Annotated in this window: 22 protein-coding genes, 1 tRNA gene, 1 other RNA gene and 1 pseudogene; 12 read left to right on the forward strand and 13 right to left on the reverse strand. The window is 70.5% G+C overall.

The genetic code is table 11. The features are described from left to right. A pseudogene (locus tag QMK61_RS09260) lies at positions 1 to 85 on the forward strand (IS5/IS1182 family transposase); the annotation flags it as partial. Positions 86 to 116: 31 nt separating this feature from the next. Here the strand turns inward: QMK61_RS09260 and crp are convergent. Beyond that, the gene (crp, locus tag QMK61_RS09265; protein WP_302071916.1) at positions 117 to 812 is read right to left on the reverse strand and encodes a cAMP-activated global transcriptional regulator CRP; all 696 of its coding nucleotides are present in this window, start codon (positions 810 to 812) and stop codon (positions 117 to 119) included. Positions 813 to 1,100: 288 nt separating this feature from the next. On the opposite strand from crp, the gene speD reads away from it, so the two are divergent. After that, positions 1,101 to 1,886, forward strand: coding sequence for an adenosylmethionine decarboxylase (speD, locus tag QMK61_RS09270; RefSeq protein WP_302071917.1), 786 nt, complete (start codon positions 1,101 to 1,103; stop codon positions 1,884 to 1,886). Between the two features lie 210 nt (positions 1,887 to 2,096). Here speD and coq7 read toward each other — a convergent pair whose 3' ends face one another. Further along, entirely contained in the window at positions 2,097 to 2,738 is a 642-nt protein-coding gene (coq7, locus tag QMK61_RS09275; protein ID WP_302071918.1) for a 2-polyprenyl-3-methyl-6-methoxy-1,4-benzoquinone monooxygenase, read from the reverse strand. Between the two features lie 266 nt (positions 2,739 to 3,004). Between coq7 and rplM the strand changes: the two genes are divergently transcribed. The 5 genes from rplM to QMK61_RS09300 all read left to right on the forward strand — a co-directional run bounded on the left by rplM (position 3,005) and on the right by QMK61_RS09300 (position 7,832). Beyond that, complete coding sequence (gene rplM, locus QMK61_RS09280) at positions 3,005 to 3,433, forward strand: 50S ribosomal protein L13 (RefSeq protein ID WP_302071919.1); 429 nt, start codon at positions 3,005 to 3,007, stop codon at positions 3,431 to 3,433. A gap of 9 nt (positions 3,434 to 3,442) precedes the next feature. Further along, positions 3,443 to 3,835, forward strand: a complete 393-nt coding sequence (gene rpsI / locus QMK61_RS09285; RefSeq protein ID WP_302071920.1) for a 30S ribosomal protein S9 — start codon at positions 3,443 to 3,445, stop codon at positions 3,833 to 3,835. A gap of 12 nt (positions 3,836 to 3,847) precedes the next feature. After that, positions 3,848 to 3,922 (forward strand) — tRNA-Gln (locus QMK61_RS09290). A 225-nt stretch (positions 3,923 to 4,147) separates the two neighbouring features. Next, on the forward strand, positions 4,148 to 6,091 hold the full coding sequence (locus QMK61_RS09295; RefSeq protein ID WP_302071921.1) for a chloride channel protein: 1,944 nt from the start codon (positions 4,148 to 4,150) through the stop codon (positions 6,089 to 6,091). A 151-nt stretch (positions 6,092 to 6,242) separates the two neighbouring features. Then, complete coding sequence (locus tag QMK61_RS09300; RefSeq protein WP_302071922.1) at positions 6,243 to 7,832, forward strand: glycoside hydrolase family 30 beta sandwich domain-containing protein; 1,590 nt, start codon at positions 6,243 to 6,245, stop codon at positions 7,830 to 7,832. A 32-nt stretch (positions 7,833 to 7,864) separates the two neighbouring features. Here QMK61_RS09300 and rpiA read toward each other — a convergent pair whose 3' ends face one another. From rpiA to QMK61_RS09330, 6 genes are all read right to left on the reverse strand, one after another. Further along, the gene (gene rpiA / locus QMK61_RS09305; RefSeq protein ID WP_302071923.1) at positions 7,865 to 8,521 is read right to left on the reverse strand and encodes a ribose-5-phosphate isomerase RpiA; all 657 of its coding nucleotides are present in this window, start codon (positions 8,519 to 8,521) and stop codon (positions 7,865 to 7,867) included. Between the two features lie 31 nt (positions 8,522 to 8,552). Next, on the reverse strand, positions 8,553 to 9,011 hold the full coding sequence (locus tag QMK61_RS09310; protein WP_302071924.1) for an EVE domain-containing protein: 459 nt from the start codon (positions 9,009 to 9,011) through the stop codon (positions 8,553 to 8,555). Then, entirely contained in the window at positions 9,008 to 9,610 is a 603-nt protein-coding gene (locus tag QMK61_RS09315; protein ID WP_302071925.1) for a 5-formyltetrahydrofolate cyclo-ligase, read from the reverse strand. Before QMK61_RS09315 ends, QMK61_RS09310 begins: the two co-directional genes overlap by 4 nt. Positions 9,611 to 9,714: 104 nt before the next feature. After that, a non-coding RNA gene (gene ssrS, locus QMK61_RS09320) (6S RNA) lies at positions 9,715 to 9,902 on the reverse strand. Between the two features lie 7 nt (positions 9,903 to 9,909). Continuing rightward, positions 9,910 to 10,236: a cell division protein ZapA gene (locus QMK61_RS09325; protein ID WP_302071926.1), complete on the reverse strand. Its 327-nt coding sequence runs from the start codon at positions 10,234 to 10,236 to the stop codon at positions 9,910 to 9,912. Next, positions 10,229 to 10,453, reverse strand: a complete 225-nt coding sequence (locus QMK61_RS09330) for a TIGR02449 family protein (protein WP_302071927.1) — start codon at positions 10,451 to 10,453, stop codon at positions 10,229 to 10,231. Before QMK61_RS09330 ends, QMK61_RS09325 begins: the two co-directional genes overlap by 8 nt. 134 nt (positions 10,454 to 10,587) lie before the next feature. Between QMK61_RS09330 and QMK61_RS09335 the strand changes: the two genes are divergently transcribed. Together QMK61_RS09335 and QMK61_RS09340 are read left to right on the forward strand one after the other, a co-directional pair. Further along, the gene (locus tag QMK61_RS09335) at positions 10,588 to 11,157 is read left to right on the forward strand and encodes a UPF0149 family protein (RefSeq protein ID WP_302071928.1); all 570 of its coding nucleotides are present in this window, start codon (positions 10,588 to 10,590) and stop codon (positions 11,155 to 11,157) included. Further along, positions 11,112 to 12,464: an aminopeptidase P N-terminal domain-containing protein gene (locus QMK61_RS09340; protein WP_302071929.1), complete on the forward strand. Its 1,353-nt coding sequence runs from the start codon at positions 11,112 to 11,114 to the stop codon at positions 12,462 to 12,464. The genes QMK61_RS09335 and QMK61_RS09340 overlap by 46 nt, the downstream gene beginning before the upstream one ends. 60 nt (positions 12,465 to 12,524) lie before the next feature. On the opposite strand, the gene pepQ is transcribed toward QMK61_RS09340, so the two are convergent. Beyond that, complete coding sequence (gene pepQ, locus QMK61_RS09345; RefSeq protein ID WP_302071930.1) at positions 12,525 to 13,841, reverse strand: Xaa-Pro dipeptidase; 1,317 nt, start codon at positions 13,839 to 13,841, stop codon at positions 12,525 to 12,527. Positions 13,842 to 13,887: 46 nt separating this feature from the next. Then, complete coding sequence (gene hemW, locus QMK61_RS09350) at positions 13,888 to 15,054, reverse strand: radical SAM family heme chaperone HemW (RefSeq protein ID WP_302071931.1); 1,167 nt, start codon at positions 15,052 to 15,054, stop codon at positions 13,888 to 13,890. Positions 15,055 to 15,114: 60 nt separating this feature from the next. Between hemW and QMK61_RS09355 the strand changes: the two genes are divergently transcribed. Continuing rightward, entirely contained in the window at positions 15,115 to 15,345 is a 231-nt protein-coding gene (locus tag QMK61_RS09355) for an AbrB/MazE/SpoVT family DNA-binding domain-containing protein (protein WP_302071932.1), read from the forward strand. Beyond that, the gene (locus QMK61_RS09360) at positions 15,326 to 15,784 is read left to right on the forward strand and encodes a type II toxin-antitoxin system death-on-curing family toxin (protein ID WP_302071933.1); all 459 of its coding nucleotides are present in this window, start codon (positions 15,326 to 15,328) and stop codon (positions 15,782 to 15,784) included. The genes QMK61_RS09355 and QMK61_RS09360 overlap by 20 nt, the downstream gene beginning before the upstream one ends. On the opposite strand, the gene rdgB is transcribed toward QMK61_RS09360, so the two are convergent. The 3 genes from rdgB to rph are packed head-to-tail and all read right to left on the reverse strand — an operon-like array spanning position 15,768 to position 17,615. Next, positions 15,768 to 16,364 (reverse strand): RdgB/HAM1 family non-canonical purine NTP pyrophosphatase, encoded by a 597-nt coding sequence (gene rdgB / locus QMK61_RS09365; RefSeq protein ID WP_302071934.1) that lies wholly within the window; start codon positions 16,362 to 16,364, stop codon positions 15,768 to 15,770. The two genes, QMK61_RS09360 and rdgB, sit on opposite strands and share 17 nt — an antisense overlap. A gap of 4 nt (positions 16,365 to 16,368) precedes the next feature. Continuing rightward, complete coding sequence (locus tag QMK61_RS09370) at positions 16,369 to 16,890, reverse strand: N-acetyltransferase (protein ID WP_302071935.1); 522 nt, start codon at positions 16,888 to 16,890, stop codon at positions 16,369 to 16,371. Continuing rightward, on the reverse strand, positions 16,887 to 17,615 hold the full coding sequence (gene rph, locus QMK61_RS09375; RefSeq protein WP_302071936.1) for a ribonuclease PH: 729 nt from the start codon (positions 17,613 to 17,615) through the stop codon (positions 16,887 to 16,889). The genes QMK61_RS09370 and rph overlap by 4 nt, the downstream gene beginning before the upstream one ends. Positions 17,616 to 17,703: 88 nt before the next feature. On the opposite strand from rph, the gene QMK61_RS09380 reads away from it, so the two are divergent. Beyond that, on the forward strand, positions 17,704 to 18,564 hold the full coding sequence (locus QMK61_RS09380; RefSeq protein ID WP_302071937.1) for a YicC/YloC family endoribonuclease: 861 nt from the start codon (positions 17,704 to 17,706) through the stop codon (positions 18,562 to 18,564). Positions 18,565 to 18,621 lie beyond the last annotated feature (57 nt).

Here is an 18,621-nt window from a genome sequence, read left to right on the forward strand (position 1 = left end):
ATGGAAGAACGCCGAACGTCACCTCAATACCAGCCGACAGTTCATCCACCTGGCCTTCCTGACCCTGCTCCTCAGGAGACTTTGAACAGGCTCTGAGAGCTCCGGCGGGCGGCAGGCTAGCGGGTGCCGCGCACCACGATGGTCTTGCCGGAGACGTCGATCATCCGCTGCTCCTCCAGCTGCTTGAGCACGCGGCCGACCATCTCGCGCGAGCAGCCCACGATGCGGCTGACCTCCTGGCGGGAGATGCGGATCTGGGTGCCGTCCGGGTGGGTCATCGCGTCCGGTTCCTGGCACAGGTCCAGCAGGGTGCGCGAGATGCGGTTGGTGACGTCCATGAAGGCCATCCGGCTCACCTGGCGCGAGGTGCGCAGCAGGCGGTTGGTGAGCTGGGAGCCGATCGCGAACAGGATCTTGGGGCATTCCTCGCGCAGCGGGCCCTCCATCAGCTGGAACAGGCGCTCGTAGCTGATCTCGGCCATCTCGCAGGGGGTGCGGCTGCGCACCACCGACTCGCGCTGGGCCTGCTCCACGAACAGGCCCATCTCGCCGATGAACTGGCCGCGGCTGAGGTAGGCCAGGATCAGCTCGCGGCCCTGCTCGTCCTCGGTGCAGACGGCCAGCGAGCCTTCCATGATGTAGTACAGCGTGTTGGCCGGGTCGCCCGGGCGGATGATCGCCGTCTTGCCCGGGTAGCGCCGCCGGTGGCACAGCGCCAGGAAGCGCTCCATCGAGGCGGGATCGGGGGCGAAGCCGAGCGGGGCCTGCGACCGCTCGAACGCCTGTTGCAGTTGGTATTTGAGTTGCACCACGAGTCTTCCCCGAAGAAATAGTGTCTCAAGGGCCGCCGGTGGACGGCGGCCGCGCTCTGTCTGTGCGGGTCCCTTGCAACCCGGCCATTATGGCAAAGTGGCGGCCGGCTGGCAGGTTCAGTTTTTCCGGGTTTTGCCGCATACTTCGCAGTCTTTCGGCCGGCGATCCGTCGCGCGGCCTTGCCGGGGACGCGAAAGATAAGGGTCTTTCGTGTCCAGTTTCCAGCGGGGACCCTTGCTGCTAACCCGCCTCGTCTGCTGGCCGCGAACCGGCCATGGAGAGTCGCCGTGGTTAAACCCCTCCCCCGTCTGCGCCTGCAGGGCTTCAACAACCTCACCAAGGCGCTGAGCTTCAACATCTACGACATCTGCTACGCGGTGTCCGAGGAACAGCGCCAGCGCTACATCGAGTACATCGACGAGCAGTACGACGCCGACCGCCTCACCCAGATCCTCACCGACGTGGCCGAGATCATCGGCGCGAACATCCTCAACGTGGCCCGCCAGGACTACGACCCGCAGGGCGCCTCGGTGACGATCCTGATCTCCGAGGAGCCGGTGGTGGAGAAGCTCGGCCGCGACTCGATCGCGGGCGCGGTGGTGGCGCACATGGACAAGAGCCACATCACCGTCCATACCTACCCGGAGACGCACCCGCACAACGGCATCGCCACCTTCCGCGCCGACATCGACGTGGCCACCTGCGGCGTGATCTCGCCGCTGAAGGCGCTGAACTACCTGATCGACAGCTTCGAATCGGACATCGTGGTGTGCGACTACCGCGTGCGCGGCTTCACCCGCGACGTGAAGGGCAAGAAGCACTTCATCGACCACAAGATCAACTCGGTGCAGGACTACCTGGCGCGCCACATCAAGCAGAAGTACGAGATGTTCGACGTGAACGTGTACCAGGAGAACATGTTCCACACCAAGATGCACATCAAGGACTTCGACCTCGACACCTACCTGTTCGAGGCCCACGCCGACGACCTCTCGTTCAAGGAGCGGCAGAAGATCGAGTCGCTGCTGCGGCGTGAGATCGAGGAACTGTTCCACGGCCGCAACCTGATGTGACGTGACGAAAAACCCGCCGCGAGGCGGGTTTTTCATGGGCCGGGCGGCAAGGGGTGGCCGTGCTTTTGCCCGTCATTCCGGCGCAGGCCGGAATCCAGTGGCAGGAGCGACGGGTTTTCGCGAAAACCATATACCGACGTCTCTGGATTCCGGCCTGCGCCGGAATGACGGGTGCGAGGGCGGGCGCAATTCCACGCCATCGGTGAAGCGTCAGATCCGGTACGCCACCGTCTTCATCACCATCGAGCTGGCGCGCATCAGCTGCGGGACCGGGAACGGCAGGTCGACGCCGCCGCGCGTCTGGGCGGCCTGCGCATGGCGCAGCTCGTCGGCCTGCATCTGCCGCAGCACCGCGCGCGAGCGTTCGTCCGGGGCGGGCAGGCGGTCGATGTGCTCGGCCAGGTGGGCTTCCACCTGGCGCTCGGTCTCGACCACGAAGCCCAGGCTCACCGGGTCGCCGGCCAGGGCGGCCAGCGCGCCGATCGCATAGCTGCCCGCGTACCACAGCGGGTTGAGCAGGCTGGGACGGCTGTCCAGTTCCTTCAGGCGTTCGGCGCACCAGGCCAGGTGGTCGGTTTCCTCGGCGGCGGCGTGCAGCAGGTGGGCACGGTTGTCCTCGTGCCGGGCCAGCGCGGCCTGGCCGTCGTAGAGCGCCTGGGCGCACACCTCGCCGGTGTGGTTGATGCGCATCAGGCCGGCGGCGTGGCGGCGCCCGGCATCGTCCAGCTCGGCCTCCGGCAGTTCCACCGCCGGCGAGGGGCGGGCGGCCTGCGGCGTGCCGGCGACGGTCTCCAGGGCGCGGCCGAGGCCGGCCAGCAGGCGGTCCAGCGGGGTGAGGGTGCGTGCGTTCATGGGTGGCTCCGGAAGGTTCGGGCTGCTGCGCCGGCGGGTGCCGGGACGGTCGCCCGGGCCGGCGGCAGGCGTCGCGGGCCCGGCGTGGCGACGCCGTCGGGGGGATTCTCAAGCATGGGGTTCATGCTATCATCGCCGACTCGCAGCCCGCCGGCGCAGACGTCGATCCCGGGCTTGCGCGATGGATGGAAGCTCCGCTATCATCTCGCGCCTTTGCTTCACCGATTCCGCCAACCGCCCTCGTGGCGGCAGATAGGTATTCCGAAATGAAAACGTTCAGCGCCAAGCCGGAAAGCGTCAAGCGCGACTGGTTCGTGGTCGACGCCACGGACAAGACGCTCGGTCGCCTGTCGACCGAGATCGCCCGTCGCCTGCGCGGCAAGCACAAGCCGGAGTTCACCCCGCACGTCGACACCGGCGACTACATCGTCGTGATCAACGCGCAGAAGGTGGCCGTCACCGGCGCCAAGCTGGACGACAAGATGTATCACCGCTTCACCGGCTACGTCGGCAACCTGAAGACCACCAGCCTGAAGGACATGCTGGCCACGCATCCGGAGCGCGTGATCGAGATCGCCGTCAAGGGCATGCTGCCGAAGAATCCGCTGGGCCGCGCGATGTACCGCAAGCTCAAGGTGTACGGCGGCGCCGAGCATCCGCATACCGCCCAGCAGCCGCAGGCGCTGGAGATCTAAGGAAAACCCATGGCAATCCAGCAGAATTACGGCACCGGCCGCCGCAAGACCTCCGCCGCCCGCGTGTTCCTGCGCAAGGGCAGCGGCGCCATCGAAGTCAACGGCAAGCCGCTGGACCAGTTCTTCGGCCGCGAGACCTCGCGCATGATCGTGCGCCAGCCGCTTGAGCTGACCGAGAGCACCGGCAAGTTCGACATCAAGATCACCGTCTCGGGCGGCGGCATCACCGGTCAGGCCGGCGCCATCCGCCTCGGCATCGCCCGTGCGCTGATCGAGTACGACGAAAGCCTGAAGTCGCCGCTGCGCAAGGCCGGCTTCGTCACCCGCGACGCCCGCGAGGTGGAGCGCAAGAAGGTGGGTCTGCACAAGGCACGTCGTGCAACCCAGTTCTCCAAGCGCTAAAATACGCTGCATAGCCCCGTCGCCAAGCGGTAAGGCACCTGACTCTGACTCAGGCATTCGGTGGTTCGAATCCATCCGGGGCTGCCAATACGAAACCGGTCGCGCATCGCGACGACCGTCCGGAAACCCGCCGCCAGGCGGGTTTTCGCGTTTCCGGGAGAGGTGCATTGCGGATGCGCGCCGCGCTGCGCGCACGATGGATGCCGTTCGCTGCCGATCGCAGGTTCCTGCGGGCATCTGGGCGGCCTCGCGCCCTTCGGTTTTGCAACGCACAAGCGTAGAATTCCCGCTTTTGATCCACTCGGCGATTCCATGACCACAGCAAGCGAGAACGATCCCGGTCGCCCGGGCGTGCGCACCGAGGGCAGCACCGACGCGCTGCCGCTGGCGCCGGCGATGAGCATGAGCCTGGACGCCGCGCGCATGCCGCGCCGTTCCACCCTGGTCGACCGCCGTGTGCTGCGCATCACCGCGGTGTCGGTGGTGCTGGGCATCGGCGCGGCACTGATCGCGAAAGTGCTCACCATGCTGATCGGCCTGATCACCAACCTGGTGTTCTACGGCCGCGTCTCCGCCGCGTTCTCCTCGCCCGCCGACGCGGTGCCGCACCTGGGCTGGTGGGTGGTGCTGATCCCCGCGCTGGGCGGCGTGATCGTGGGCTTCATGGCGCGCTGGGGTTCGCGCGCGATCCGCGGCCACGGCATTCCCGAGGCGATGGAGCAGGTGCTGCTCAACGAATCGAAGATCCCGCCGCGCATCACCTTCCTGAAGCCGATCTCCTCGGCGATCGCGATCGGCACCGGCGGCCCGTTCGGCGCGGAAGGCCCGATCATCGCCACCGGCGGCGCGCTGGGCTCCTTCATCGGCCAGATCCTCAAGGTCACCGGCAGCGAGCGCAAGGTGCTGCTGGCGGCCGGCGCCGCGGCGGGCATGTCGGCGATCTTCTCCGCGCCGATCGCCTCGGTGGTGCTGGCGGTGGAACTGTTGCTGTTCGAACTGCGGCCGCGCTCGCTGATCCCGGTGGCGCTGGCCTGCGTGGCCGCCACCGGCATGCGCTACGTGCTGATGGGCACCGCGCCGGTGTTCCAGATGCCGGTGCTGGCCTCGCCGGGCGGCATGGCGCTGGCCACCTACGTGCTGGTCGGCGCGGTGGTCGGCCTGGTCAGCGTGTGGACCACGCGCATCGTCTACGGCATCGAGGACTGGTTCGAGAAGCTGCCGATCCACTGGATGTGGTGGCCGGCGCTGGGTGGCCTGGTGGTGGGCGTGGTCGGCTACTTCGCGCCGCTGACCCTGGGCGTGGGCTACACCAACATCGAGGACATCGTGAACGGCCGGCTGACGCTGGCGGCGCTGGCCTTCCTGTGCGTGATGAAGTTCCTGTCCTGGTCGATCTCGCTGGGCAGCGGCACCTCCGGCGGCACGCTGGCGCCGCTGTTCACCATCGGCGGCGCGCTGGGCGCGATGATGGGTATCGGCGCGGCCGCGCTGGCGCCGCATTTTGGCGTGGATCCGCGCATTGCCGCGCTGGTGGGCATGGCGGCGATCTTCGCCGGCGCCTCGCGCGCGCTGCTCACCGCGGTGGTGTTCGCGTTCGAGACCACCGCGCAACCGGCCGGCCTGCTGCCGCTGCTGGGCGGCTGCACCGCGGCCTACCTGATCTCCGCCCTGATGATGCGCAACACCATCATGACCGAGAAGATCGCCCGCCGCGGCGTGCGCGTGCCGGCCGAGTACACCGCCGACTACCTCGACCAGGTGGCGGTGGGCGACGCCTGCTCGCACGACGTGGTGTCGCTGCAGACCACACAGACGCTGGCCGAGGTGCGCCGCTGGCTGGACCAGGGCGGCGAGGCGGCCCAGCACCAGGGCTTCCCGGTGGTGGACGAACGGGGCCGCGTGCAGGGCGTGCTGACCCGGCGCAGCCTGCTCGACCCGCAGTGGCACTACACGCTGACCCTGGGCGAGCTGGTGACGCGCCCGCCGATCGCGGTGAACGAGGCACACTCGCTGCGCGAGGCGGCCGACCACATGGTGGCCGAGAAGGTGGGCCGGCTGATCGTGGTGGGCAAGGACGATCCGCACAAGCTGGTCGGCATCCTCACCCGTGGCGACATCCTGGCCGCGCACGCGCGGCGCCTGCGCGAGGCCAGCCACGCCGGCCGCCACCTGCGTTTCCGCGACGGCCTCAAGCCGCGCCCGGAGCCCGGCGAGGAGCCGCCGCGCCGGCGTGGCGCCGGCCACGTGGCGGAGTGAGCGTGCGGCGTCCGCGGAGCGGCGGCCCTGGAGGCCGCCCCGACCCATGTCCAGCCCTCCGTGTTCATAGGACGTAGCGGATTCGGCGACACTCCGGTCCGGGGGAGAACCGTCGCCATGAAGAAACCGCCGTACAGCGAGGCCGCCGCGCATGGATGAAGGCAGGAACAGCGCCCGCTGGACGGCCGTCGGGCTGGTCGCCCTGCTCACCGTGTGCGCGCTGGCCGCGCTGCGCCTGCCGGTGCGCCTGCCGCCCGCGCCGGCGCCGCTGGTGCTTCCGGCCATGCCGTCGGGGCCGGTGGCCAGATTCTGGCTGAGCACGCAGGACCGGCGGCTACGCCTGGCGCGGCAGCCCGACGTGCCGGTCCTCGTGCAGGCGCCGGATCCGACCGACATCGTCGTCGACACCGGCCGCACCTACCAGACCATCGTCGGCTTCGGCGCGGCGTTGACCGACGCCTCGGCGTGGCTGATCCGGCACCGCTTGAACGCCCTGCAGCGCGGCGCGCTGCTCGAGGAGCTGTTCGGCCCGCCGCCCGGCCTCGGCCTGAACATGCTGCGGCTGACCATCGGCGCCTCGGATTTCTCGCTCAAGCCCTACACGCTGGACGACCTGCCCGCCGGCCAGGTCGACCCGGAGCTGCAGCACTTCAACATCACGGCCGAGCTGCCCGACGTGGTGCCGACCGTGCGCGAAATACTGGCGATCGACCCGCAGCTGCACGTCATCGCCTCGCCGTGGAGCGCGCCGGCATGGATGAAGAGCAGCGGCAACCTGATCGGCGGGACGCTGCTGGAGCCGTACGAGCAGGCCTACGCGCAGTACCTGGTGAAATACGTCGACGCGTTCCGCGGCCAGGGCATCCCGGTCTGGGCGCTGACGGTGCAGAACGAGCCCGCCTTCCTGCCGCTGACCTACCCGGGCATGGAGCTGCCGGCGGACGCGCGCGCGCGGATCATCGGCCAGTACCTCGGCCCCGCCCTGGCCGGCCGCACGCCGCGCACCCGCATCCTCGGCTGGGACCACAACTGGGACATGCCGGAACAGCCCCTGGCCGTGCTGGCCGACCCCGACGCGGCGCGCTACGTCGACGGCATCGCCTGGCATTGCTACCGGGGCGACCCGGCGGCGCAGGGCCGCGTGCACAGCGCCTTCCCGCACAAGGACGCGTACGTGACCGAATGCTCCGGCGGCGATTGGGAATCGGCGAGGAACGGCGAACTGCTGTGGTTCGCGCGCGACCTGCTGCTGGGCGGCCTGCGCAACTGGGCGCGCGGCGTGGTGTACTGGAACCTCGCGCTCGACGAACAGCACGGGCCGCATGCCGGCGGCTGCGACAACTGCAAGGGCATGGTGCTGGTCGATTCGCGCACCGGCGAGGTGCGCCGCAACGACGAGTACTACGCGTTCGCCCACTACAGCCGGTTCGTGCGGCCCGGCGCGGTGCGGGTGTGGTCCACCGCCACCGGCCCGGACCTCAACAACGTGGCCTTCCGCAACGCCGACGGCTCGGTCGTGCTGGTGGTGGTCAACAGCACGACCGGGGCGCGCCGCATCGGCGTAGGGCAGGGCAAGGTCTTCTTCGAGTACGCGATGCCGGCCGAGAGCGTGGCGACGCTGGTGTGGAACCCGGACCGACCGGCCACGCCCTGGGAGGAGCGGGCGCGCAAGTACCTCGGCAAGCTGCTAGACATCGTGGTTCCGGACAAGGCCGCAGGCGCGCGCGACGGTTCGCGCTGACGCGCAGTGGCAGCGCCGAGGGGACGCGGCGCTCAGACTTCCCGGTCGCCCACCAGCACCACGTCGGCGGGGCGCTGCGCGAACAGGCCCACGGTGACCACGCCGGCCAGCTGGTTCAGCTCGCGCTCCAGCGCCACCGGGTCGGCGATGCGCCAGCCGTGCACGTCGATGATCCAGTTGCCGTTGTCGGTCACCACGCCATCGCGCCACACCGGCTGGCCGCCCAGCTTCACGATCTCGCGGCTGACCAGGCTGCGCGCCATCGGGATCACCTCGATCGGCAGCGGGAACCTGCCCAGCACGTCCACCTGCTTGCTGGCGTCGATGATGCAGACGAACTTCGCCGCCGCCGCCGCCACGATCTTCTCGCGGGTCAGCGCCGCGCCGCCGCCCTTGATCAGCCGCTTGTGCGGGTCGCACTCGTCGGCGCCGTCGATGTAGATCGCCAGCGGGCCAGCGCCGTTGAGGTCGAGCACCTCGATGCCGTGCTTCTTCAGCTGCGCGGTGGACTGCTCGGAACTGGACACCGCCCCCTTGATGCGGTCCTTCACGCCGGCCAGCGCGTCGATGAAGAACGCCACGGTGGAGCCGGTGCCGACGCCGACGATGGCGCCGTCCTCGACGTAGCGGAGGGCGGCCTCGCCGGCCTGGCGTTTCTGCGCGGCGATGTCGCCGTGGGCGTTGCTCATGGGCGTGTTCCCGGAACGGTGGAGAAAGGGCTCATTCGAGCGTGAGGATGTGCTTCCATTCGGTAGCGGCCACCGGCATCACCGACAGCCGGCTGCCCTTGCGCACCAGCGGCATCTCCGCCAGCGCGGGGTCGGCCTTCAGTTCCTCCAGCGTGATGGTGCGCTTGAGCTTCCGCTTGAAGCGCACCTCCACCAGCGACCAGCGCGGCGCGTCGCGCGAGCTGGCCGGGTCGAAGTATTTGCTTTTCGGGTCGAACTGGCTGGGGTCGGGATAGGCCTCCACGGCCACCTCGGCCACGCCCACGATGCCCGGTTCGGCGCAGTTGGAGTGGTAGAAGAACACCAGGTCGCCCTTGCGCATCTCGCGCATGTAGTTGCGCGCCTGGTAGTTGCGCACGCCGTCCCACGGCTCCTGCTTCCGGTGCTTCAGGGCGTCGATGGAGAAGGCGTCGGGCTCGGACTTCATCAGCCAGTGGCGGGCGGGGCTCATGCGGGCGTTCCGTGGCAGTCGATCAGTTCGCGGTCGGTGGCGACGTAGTCCAGCGGCACGTCCCAGGTTTCGGCGTCGATTGCGTCCCGTTCCTGGAAACCGTAGGCGATGCCGACCAGCAGCGGCTCGGTGGGGCGCGCCTGCTCGCGCAGGAAGGCGAAGCTGCGGTCGTAGTAGCCGCCGCCGTAGCCCAGCCGATGGCCGCGGCGGTCGAAGGCCAGCAGCGGCACCAGCACCAGGTCGAGCTGGAACGGCGCGAACCATTCGCGCGGCGCCACCGGCTCGGGGATGCCGTAGCGGTTGGGCTGCACCGGGTCGCCGGCCTGCCAGGGGGCGAAGCGCAGCTCGCGCCCGTCGCCGATCAGTGGCAGCAGGAATTGCTGGCCGCGCCCGGCCAGCGGCGGGATGGCCAGGTTCAGCGGCAGCTCGCCGTCGGTGGCCCAGTAGCCGGCCACGCGCATGTCGGTGTGGTATTCGGGCAGCCGTTCCAGGTTGCGGCGCAGGCCCTGCGCCGCGGCCATGCGCTGGGGCGGCGACAGCGCGCGCCGCCGCGCGGCCATCTCACGGCGAAGTTCGCTGCGTAGGGCGGGGGCGTCCACGGTGGCGCGGCTCCTGGCGGCAAGGCGCGTCCGGCGGACGTCGCGGCAGGCGGATCGTCGCCGGCGGTCGCCACCGGGGCGACCGCCAGGCGTGGAAAGAGGTGGCGTCGACCGCGATGCCGCTGCCCACCGAACGACCTTGATCCACGATGGATCAGGTGGGAGGGCGATCAGGGCTTCGAGGCTTTCCGCTCGTGGCGGACATGCGCAACAGCCGCTGAAATGCCGACCCGGGGCCGTATTTAGGAACAAGGCAAATGTAAGAGTGTGCTGGCGCACACCGCAGAGAACGCCGGGGCCTATTTTAGTAGCGGGCCGGGCTGGCCGTCGAGTGCCGCTTCCACCCGGCGGCGCAGCGCGGCGAGGCTATCGGCGGTGCTGTCGCCGCTGCCGCCCTGTTGCCTGCGGAGGGCGAGGAACTCGTGGGTGACGCTGATCGCCGCCAGCACCGCCAGCCGGTCGAAGCCCGGCGCCCGGGCGTTGGCGCGCAACTCGCGCATCTTGCGGTCGAGGTAGGCCGCGGCTTCCAGCAGGCCCTCGCGCTCGTCCGGCGCGCAGGCGATCAGGAATTCGCGGTCGACCAGCCGCAACGCGACCGGTTCGCTGGCCTGGGTGGTTTCAGCCATTGCTCTCTAGCGCCTTCAGTCGCTGGATCATTGCCTCGACGCGGCTGCGCGCCTGCTCGTTGCGCGCCAGCAGCCCGGCGCGCTCGGTGGCCAGCTGTTCCTGGCTGTGGCGCAGGCTGCGGTTTTCCTCATGCAGGCGGCGCACCACGTCCAGCAGGCGATCGATCTGCTGGCTCAGCGCGGCCACTTCGTGCTGGACGGAATCGGGCGGGCTCATGCGGCGCACTATATCAGCACGCGGTGCGAAATCCGTGGGCGCCATCGCGTTTGCCCGCCGCATCACGCGCGGCCGGCGGTGCGGCGTCGCGCTGCTAGACTGGCGCCTTGCCCGCGAATGGAGTGGATGCCGCGATGAACGCCGACGAACCCATCGGCCACGACGAACTGGACGGCCTGGCGGCGCGCCTGCGCCTGGCCATCGCGGCCAGCGAGCTGCACGGTTCGCTGTGTGGTTTCCTGGCCGGCGGCGGCCGGCCGGGCACAGCTCCGTTGCTGGAGCTGCTGCAGCTCGAAGGCGCGGAGGCGGTGACGCCCGCGCCGTCCGACCTGGCCCTGCTCGACCGCCTGGCGCAACTCGCCCAGGCCGAACTGGCCGACCCCGAGCTGGGCTTCGAGCCGCTGCTGCCGCCCGACGACCGCCCGCTGCCCGAACGCGCCGAGGCGCTGGGCGACTGGTGCCGCGGCTTCCTCGGCGGTTTCGGGCTGGCCGGCGCCGGCGCCCATGGCAAGCTGTCGGAGGAGGCGCAGGAGATCCTGCGCGACCTGGGCACCCTGGCCGGCGCGTCGTTCGACTTCGGCGACGAAGGCGAGGACGAGGACGCGCTGATCGAACTGCACGAATTCGTGCGCATGGCCGCGATGCTGCTGCACGCCGAATGCGCCGGCGGCCGCAACCGCCCCACGGACGGCACCGTGCATTGAGCATCGCGGTCGCCGAGTTCGCGCGCCGTCGGCGCCAGCTGATGCAGATGGCCGGCGAGGACGCGGCGATCCTGGTCGCCGCCGCGCCCGAGCGCCTGCGCAATGCCGACGTGGCCTGGCCGTACCGACAGGATTCGGACTTCCACTACCTCACCGGCTTCCCCGAGCCCGACGCCGTGCTGGCCCTGCTGCCCGGCCGCCGGCACGGCGAGGCGGTGCTGTTCTGCCGCGAGCGCGACCCCGGGCGCGAGCGCTGGCACGGCGAGGCCGTGGGCACCGAACGCGCGGTGACCGCCTGCGGCATGGACGACGCCTTCCCCATCGACGACATCGACGACATCCTGCCCGGCATGATCGAGGGCCGCGCCCGGGTGTACTGCCACTTCGGCCGCGAGCCCGCGTTCGACGCGCAGTTGATGGGCTGGATGCGCCGCCTGCGCCAGTTGCGCGGCGGCGGCGTGGAACCGAAGGAGTTCGTGGCGCTGGGCCACCTGCTGCATGACCTGCGCCTGTACAAGTCGCGCGACGAACTGCGCCTGATGCGCGCCGCCGCGGGCATTGCCGCCGAGGCGCACCTGGCCGCGATGCGCATGGCCCTGCCCGGGCGGCACGAGTACGAGGTGGAAGCCGAGCTGCGATACGCGATCCGCCGGCGTGGTGCGGTGCCCGCATTCCCGCCCATCGTGGCCGGCGGCGCCAACGCCTGCACCATGCACTACACCGCCAACCGCGCGCCGCTGGCCGACGGTGACCTGCTGCTGATCGACGCCGGCGCCGAGCTGGACTGCTACGCCTCCGACATCAGCCGCACGTTCCCCGTCAACGGCCGCTACGGCCGCGAACAGCGTGCGCTGTACGAGGTGGTGCTGGCCGCGCAACTGGCCGCGATCGACGAAGTGAAACCGGGTCGCCCCTTCGACGCCGCGCACCATGCCGCGGTGCGGGTCGTGGCCGAAGGCCTGTGCGCGCTGGGACTGCTTGAGGGCGACACCGACACGGCCATCGCCGAGGGCCGCCACCGGCACTTCTTCCCGGGCAAGACCGGCCACTGGCTGGGCCTGGACGTGCACGACGCGGGCGACTACCGCGTCGACGGCGAGCCGCGCGTGCTGGAGCCGGGCATGGTGGTGACGGTGGAGCCGGGCATCTACGTGCCGCCCGACGAGCGCGGCGTGGCCGAGCGCTGGCGCGGCATCGGCATTCGCATCGAGGACGACGTGGCGGTGACGCGCGACGGCCACGAGGTGCTGTCCGCCGGCGTGCCGAAGGACCCGGGCGAGATCGAGGCGCTGCTGGCCGGACGCTGAGGCATTCCGCTCCTATCGAGTCCTTCCTGCCAGCAGGCGGGCGAGGGCGATGGAGCGAGCTTACGCCGCCGCGAACGCGTCGCGCGTGAGGTTCTCCGGCTCGCCATCGGTGCACACCACGTCGTCCTCGATGCGGATGCCGCCGTACGGGCGGAAGGCGTCGACCTTTGCCCAGTCGATGTCGGCGGCGACCGGCCTGTCGCGCAGCCCGGCCAGCAGCATGTCGATGAAGTACAGGCCGGGCTCGATCGTCACCACCATGCCCGGCTGCAGCACGCGGGTCGTGCGCAGATAGGGGTGGCCCGCAGGGCGCGGGATGCTGCCGCCGCGTTCGCTCTGCTGGAAGCCGGCCACGTCGTGTACCTGCACGCCGATGGAGTGGCCCAGGCCATGCGGGAAGAACGCGCCGGTGACGCCGGACTCCACCGCGCTTTCCGCGCTCATGCGGATGAAGCCGTGCTCGCGCAGCACGCCGGCCAGCACGTGGTGGGCGTGGACGTGCAGCTCGGGATAGCTCTGTCCCGGGCGCACCTTCGCTGCGAAGCCGCGCTGCGCGACATCCATGCTGTCGATCAGCGCCTGGAAGCCGGCGTGGCCGTCCGCCGCGTAGGTGCGCGTGATGTCGCTGGCGTAGCCGGCGCAGCTGGCGCCGGCGTCGATCAGGAACGAGCGGTGCCCGCGCGGCGGCGTGCGGTCGAAATGGGTGTAGTGCAGCACCGCGCCGTGCTCGTTGAGGCCCACGATGCTGGCGTAGGGCAGCTCGGCGTCGATCTGCCGCGCGGCGGCGAGGTAGGCCATGTGGATGCCGAACTCGCTTTCGCCGGCGCGGAACGCCGCTTCGGCGGCACGATGGGCGCGCGCGCCGATGCGGTTGGCCTCGCGCATCAGCGCCAGTTCGTACGGCGTCTTGAAGCTGCGGTGCCAGTGCAGGCAGTCGAGCACGGCCTGCGGGTTGTTGGCCTCTACGCCATCGACCGCGGGGCAGGCCGGAGTGATCACCGCGTTGCGTCCCTTCGGCAGCTGCGCCACGGCTTCCGCCGCGCTGCGCACGATCACCACATCGAAGTGCTCCACCCAGTAGCCGTGCGGCGCCTCAGGCACCACGTGCCAGTAATCGCGCGGCTGCACGAACACCAGCCTGGGCTTCGCACCGGGCGTGTAGGCGATCCAGCTGCCCGGCGCATCGGTCAGCGGCAGCCAGTGCCTGAAGTGCGGGTTGGCGACGAACGGGTAGTCCTGGTCGTCGAGGAACTTGCCGGGCGGCGTGCCGGCGGCCACCAGCAGGTGGTCGAAGCCGGCCAGCGCCAGCGCGTGGTCGGCGTGCCCGCGCACGGTGGCGAGGTGCTGGGGATACAGGGCGGCAAGCGGCGGATTCATGCGTGCTCCGGGTGGTGCGTGGGCCCGCCAGTGTAGGTCGGCGTGGTCAGGGCAGGAAGGCGGCGATGGTGTCGTTGAGGAAACGCTGGCCCTGCGCGGTGGCCTGCAGGCGTTGCGGATCGTCGACGAGCCAGCCGCGCCGGCGCGCTTCCGCCAGCGGTACGGCCATGCGTTCCAGTGGCAGGCCGGTGCGTTCGGCGAAGTCGGCCAGCGGCACGCCGTCGATCAGGCGCAGCGCGTTGAGCATGTACTCGAACGGCAGCTCGTGGGCGCCGACCACATTGTCGCCGCCGATGCGCGCGGGGCCGGCGGCGGCTTCCATGTACGCGCGCGGGTGGCGGGTCTTCCAGCGCCGGCGCACCTGGCCGGCGGCCGCATCGCTGAGCTTGCCGTGCGCGCCGGCGCCGATGCCGAGGTAGTCGCCGAAGCGCCAGTAGTTGAGGTTGTGCGTGCAACGCCGGCCGGGCTGCGCGTAGGCGGAAATCTCGTACTGGCCGTAGCCGGCTTCGGCCAGGCGCGCCTCGCAGGCCTCCTGCATCGCCCAGGCGTGGTCGTCGTCGGGCAATGGCGGCGGGTTGGCGGCGAAGGCGGTATTCGGCTCCAGCGTGAGCTGGTAGTGCGAGATGTGCGCGGGCGCGAGCGCGACGGCGCGTTCGATGTCGGCCAGCGCGCCGTCCAGCGTCTGCTGCGGCAGCGCGTACATCAGGTCGAGGTTGAGGTTGGCGTAGCCGGCATCCTGCGCCGACTTCACCGCGGCCTCGGCCTCGGCGGCGGAATGGATGCGGCCCAGGCGTCTCAGCTTGTCGTCGTCGAAGCTCTGGATGCCGAAGGAGAGCCGGTTCACGCCGGCGGCGAGGTAGCCGTCGAAGCGGCCGTGCTCGACGGTGCCCGGGTTGGTCTCCAGGGTGATCTCGCAATCGCGCGCGAACGGCAGGCGTGCGCGGGCGCCGTCGAGGAAGCGCGCGATCAGTTCCGGCGCGAACAGGCTGGGCGTGCCGCCGCCGAAGAATACGCTGATGACGTCGCGTTCCCGTGCAGCCTCGCCGAAGTCGGCGAGATCGGCGTCGAGGTCGGCCAGCAGCAATTCGGCATATTCGGCATAGGGTGGCGGCGCGCCGCGCAGGCCGTGCGAGTTGAAGTCGCAATACGGACACTTCTTCACGCACCACGGCATGTGGACGTAGAGCGACAGGGGCGGTGCGACGAGGGGCATCCGCGCATTGTATTCGGTCGGCGCTTGTACTAACGTGAGTTATAACTTCGCGGAGCCGCCATGAATACCAAGCTCAAGATCACCACCGTGGGCAACTCGGCCGGCGTCGTGCTGCCGCGCGAGCTGCTGGCCCGGCTGCGGGTGGAGAAGGGCGATACGCTCTACGTCACCGAGTTGCCCGACGGCATCAAGCTGGCCGCGTTCGATCCGGAATTCGCGGCGAAGATGGAGGTGGCGGAAAAGGTCATGCGCCGCCGCCGCAACCTGCTGCATGAGCTGGCGGGGAACTGATGTGATCTGGATCGACGCGGCATTGGCGCTCGCCATCCATGATCGGCAGCTGGCCGAGCACGGCGGCATGCCGGGCGTGCGCGACGGCAACCTGCTCGACTCGGCTTTGGCCCGGCCCCAGCAGATGCAGGCTTACGCCGATCCGGCGCCGGACCTTGCCGATCTTGCCGCGGCGCTGGCGCACGGGCTGGCACGCAATCCCCCGTTCGTCGATGGCAACAAGCGCACGGCGGCGGTGGCTTGTGAAACCTTCATCGAGCTCAACGACGCCCAGCTCGATGCCACGGACGAGGAGCTGTTTCCTCGATTCCTCGCCCTCGCCGATGGTCGCCTGCCAGCCGAAGCCTTCGCGGCCTGGCTGCGCGGGCGCCTGCGCGCGCACCGCGTGCACGAGGCGCCCGCGCGCTACAAGGGCAAGGCGGTCAAGTCGGCGCGCTGAGCATTCGACGCAGCGCGGCGAGCGCCTGGCCGCGGTGGCTGAGGCGGTTCTTCAACGCATCGTCCATCTCGGCCACGCTTTGCGCATGGCCGTCCGGCAGGAATACCGGGTTGTAGCCGAAGCCGCCGCTGCCGCGGCCTTCGGCGAGGATGCGCCCGTGCCAGCGACCTTCCGCGATCAGCGGGGCCGGATCCTCCGCGTGGCGCAGCAGCACCAGCACGCCGATGAAGAAGGCCCCGCGCCGCTCGTCCGGCACGCCGTCCAGCGCGCGCAGCAGTTTGGCGTTGTTGGCTTCGGCGTCGCCGTGGCCGCCGCTGTAGCGCGCCGAGTACAGGCCGGGCGCGCCGCCCAGTGCGTCGACGCACAGGCCGGAATCGTCGGCGAGCGCGGGCAGGCCGGTGGCGCGCGCGGCATGGCGCGCCTTGATCAGCGCGTTCTCGACGAAGGTGAGGCCGGTTTCCTCGGCGTCGTCCACGCCGAGGCTGGCCTGCGGCACCACCTCGAAGCCGCTGTCGGCGAGCAGGGCGCCGAACTCCTTCAGCTTGCCTGGGTTGCTGCTGGCCAGGACGATGCGGTTCACGTGTTCATTCTCCAAGCAGGTCGAAGGCGGGGGCGTAGTCCACGCGGCCATGGCGGCCGTCGAGCGCGCCTGGACGCAGTGCTCGCGCCATGAAGGCGTCGCCGCCGCCGTAGGTGTCGTGCAATCCGGCCGCCGAGGCGGGCGCGAAGCCGAAGCGGGCGTAGTAGGCCGGATCGCCCAGCACCACCACCAGGGATGTGCGGCCGCCCTGGCGCAACGCATCCAACGAGGCTTCGATCAGCGCGCGGCCGACGCCGCGCCGCTGCCAGGCCGGCAGGACGCCGACCGGCGCCAGGCCGAGGGCGCATCCGTCGTCGCCGTGCTCGATGCGCACGGGCGAGTACGCCACGTGGCCGACCACCTGGCCGTCCGCCTCGGCCAGCCATTCCAGCGCGTCGTCGCCGGCTTCGCGCAGGCGGTGCACCAGCCGGGCCTCGTCGTCGCGGCCGAACGCGGCGCGGTGCACGGCAAGCGCCGCTTCCAGTTCGCGCGGTTCCGGCCGCAGGCGGCGCAACGCCAGGGTCATGCCTGCGCCAGCGCCGCGCGCTGCGCGGCCACCAGTTCGGCGATGCCCTTTTCGGCCAGCGACAGCAGCGCGTCCATCTCGTCGCGACGGAAGGCGTGGCCTTCGGCGGTGCCCTGCACCTCGATGAAGCCGCCGCCGTCGTTCATCACCACGTTCATGTCGGTGTCGCAGTCGGAATCCTCGGCGTAGTCGAGGTCGAGCACCGGCACGCCCTTGTAGATGCCCACCGACACGGCGGCGACCGCACCCACGATCGGGTTGCGCTTGAGGTTCTCGCGCTGCATCAGTGCGGTCATGGCGTCGACCAGGGCCACGTAGGCGCCGGTAATGGCGGCGGTGCGGGTGCCGCCGTCGGCCTGGATCACGTCGCAGTCCAGCGTGACCACGCGCTCGCCCAGCGCCTGGCGGTTGACGCAGGCGCGCAGGCTGCGGCCGATCAGGCGCTGGATCTCCATCGTGCGGCCGCCCTGGCCGCCGCGGGCGGCCTCGCGCTGCATGCGGGTATGGGTGGCGCGCGGCAGCATGCCGTATTCGGCGGTGACCCAGCCCTCGCCCTTGCCGCGCAGCCACTGCGGCACGCGGTCCTCGATGCTGGCGGTGCACAGCACGCGGGTGTCGCCGAAGCTCACCAGCACCGAACCCTCGGCGTGGCGGGTGTAGTGGCGCTCGATGCGGATGTCGCGCAGCTGGTCGCTGGCGCGGCCGCTGGGGCGGGAGGCGTTCATGGGCATGGCGGGCGTCTCTGGCCGGAATTGGGCAGGCGGGGACGCGAGAGTTTACCATTGCGGCCTTCCCCGCCCACGGACCGCCCCGATGATCCGCAGCATGACGGCCTACGCCAGCGCCGAAACCACCGGCCCCGCCGGCACGCTCAGCTGCGAGCTGCGCACGGTCAACCACCGCTACCTGGAACTGAGCCCGCGGCTGCCGGACGAGCTGCGCGGCGCCGAGCCGGCCCTGCGCGAGCGCGTGGCGTCGCGGCTGTCGCGCGGCAAGGTCGACCTCACCGTGCGTCGCCAGGGCGAGGCGCGCGCCGCGTCGCTGCAGGTGGACCACGCGTTGCTGGCGCGCCTGGCCGAGCTGTCGCTGGACCTGGAACCGCGCTTCCCGAAGCTGCGGGTGGAGTTCACCGAGCTGCTGCGTTTCCCTGGCGTGCTGCAGCAGGAGGCGGCCGATCCGGAGGCACAGCAGGCGGCGCTGTTCGAGGTGCTTGACCGGGCGCTGGACGCGCTCGCCGCCACCCGCGAGCGCGAGGGCGCCAAGCTGGCCGAGCTGCTGCGCGAGCGGCTGGACGCCATCGAGGCCATCGTCGCCCAGGTGCGCGGCTGGATGCCGGAGATCCGCGCCGCGCTGCGCGCGCGGCTCGAAGCGCGCCTGGCCGACCTGAAGCAGCCCGCCGACCCCGGCCGGCTGGAGCAGGAACTGGTGCTGCAGGTCACCCGCAGCGACGTGGACGAGGAACTGGACCGCCTTGCCACCCACATCGCCGAGACCCGCCGCGTGCTGGGCCTGGAGGAGCCGGTGGGGCGCCGCCTCGACTTCCTGATGCAGGAATTCAACCGCGAGGCCAACACGCTGGGCTCCAAGTCGGTGGATGCGCGCACCACCAACGCCGCGGTGGAGCTGAAGGTGCTGATCGAGCAGATGCGCGAGCAGGTGCAGAACATCGAATAGCGCGTCGGCGGCGCGGCTGTATCCGCAGTGGCGCCTGCCGGTGGCGCGTCGCGCGCC

This window comes from Fulvimonas sp. R45 (assembly GCF_030504985.1).
Lineage (GTDB): Bacteria > Pseudomonadota > Gammaproteobacteria > Xanthomonadales > Rhodanobacteraceae > Rhodanobacter_A.

What these genes read in the sequence shown, in the direction of transcription:
- QMK61_RS09295 (WP_302071921.1), top strand. Translation starts at nt 4,148, where the DNA reads ATGACCACAGCAAGCGAGAACGATCCCGGTCGCCCGGGCGTGCGCACC.
- QMK61_RS09310 (WP_302071924.1), bottom strand. Translation starts at nt 9,011, where the DNA reads ATGAGCCCCGCCCGCCACTGGCTGATGAAGTCCGAGCCCGACGCCTTC.
- pepQ (WP_302071930.1), bottom strand. Translation starts at nt 13,841, where the DNA reads ATGAATCCGCCGCTTGCCGCCCTGTATCCCCAGCACCTCGCCACCGTG.
- QMK61_RS09335 (WP_302071928.1), top strand. Translation starts at nt 10,588, where the DNA reads ATGAACGCCGACGAACCCATCGGCCACGACGAACTGGACGGCCTGGCG.
- rpsI (WP_302071920.1), top strand. Translation starts at nt 3,443, where the DNA reads ATGGCAATCCAGCAGAATTACGGCACCGGCCGCCGCAAGACCTCCGCC.
- rplM (WP_302071919.1), top strand. Translation starts at nt 3,005, where the DNA reads ATGAAAACGTTCAGCGCCAAGCCGGAAAGCGTCAAGCGCGACTGGTTC.
- QMK61_RS09360 (WP_302071933.1), top strand. Translation starts at nt 15,326, where the DNA reads ATGAGCTGGCGGGGAACTGATGTGATCTGGATCGACGCGGCATTGGCG.
- QMK61_RS09370 (WP_302071935.1), bottom strand. Translation starts at nt 16,890, where the DNA reads ATGACCCTGGCGTTGCGCCGCCTGCGGCCGGAACCGCGCGAACTGGAA.
- QMK61_RS09330 (WP_302071927.1), bottom strand. Translation starts at nt 10,453, where the DNA reads ATGAGCCCGCCCGATTCCGTCCAGCACGAAGTGGCCGCGCTGAGCCAG.
- rph (WP_302071936.1), bottom strand. Translation starts at nt 17,615, where the DNA reads ATGAACGCCTCCCGCCCCAGCGGCCGCGCCAGCGACCAGCTGCGCGAC.
- hemW (WP_302071931.1), bottom strand. Translation starts at nt 15,054, where the DNA reads ATGCCCCTCGTCGCACCGCCCCTGTCGCTCTACGTCCACATGCCGTGG.
- QMK61_RS09355 (WP_302071932.1), top strand. Translation starts at nt 15,115, where the DNA reads ATGAATACCAAGCTCAAGATCACCACCGTGGGCAACTCGGCCGGCGTC.
- coq7 (WP_302071918.1), bottom strand. Translation starts at nt 2,738, where the DNA reads ATGAACGCACGCACCCTCACCCCGCTGGACCGCCTGCTGGCCGGCCTC.
- QMK61_RS09325 (WP_302071926.1), bottom strand. Translation starts at nt 10,236, where the DNA reads ATGGCTGAAACCACCCAGGCCAGCGAACCGGTCGCGTTGCGGCTGGTC.
- QMK61_RS09380 (WP_302071937.1), top strand. Translation starts at nt 17,704, where the DNA reads ATGATCCGCAGCATGACGGCCTACGCCAGCGCCGAAACCACCGGCCCC.
- QMK61_RS09300 (WP_302071922.1), top strand. Translation starts at nt 6,243, where the DNA reads ATGGATGAAGGCAGGAACAGCGCCCGCTGGACGGCCGTCGGGCTGGTC.
- rpiA (WP_302071923.1), bottom strand. Translation starts at nt 8,521, where the DNA reads ATGAGCAACGCCCACGGCGACATCGCCGCGCAGAAACGCCAGGCCGGC.
- QMK61_RS09340 (WP_302071929.1), top strand. Translation starts at nt 11,112, where the DNA reads ATGCGCCGGCGGCCGCAACCGCCCCACGGACGGCACCGTGCATTGAGC.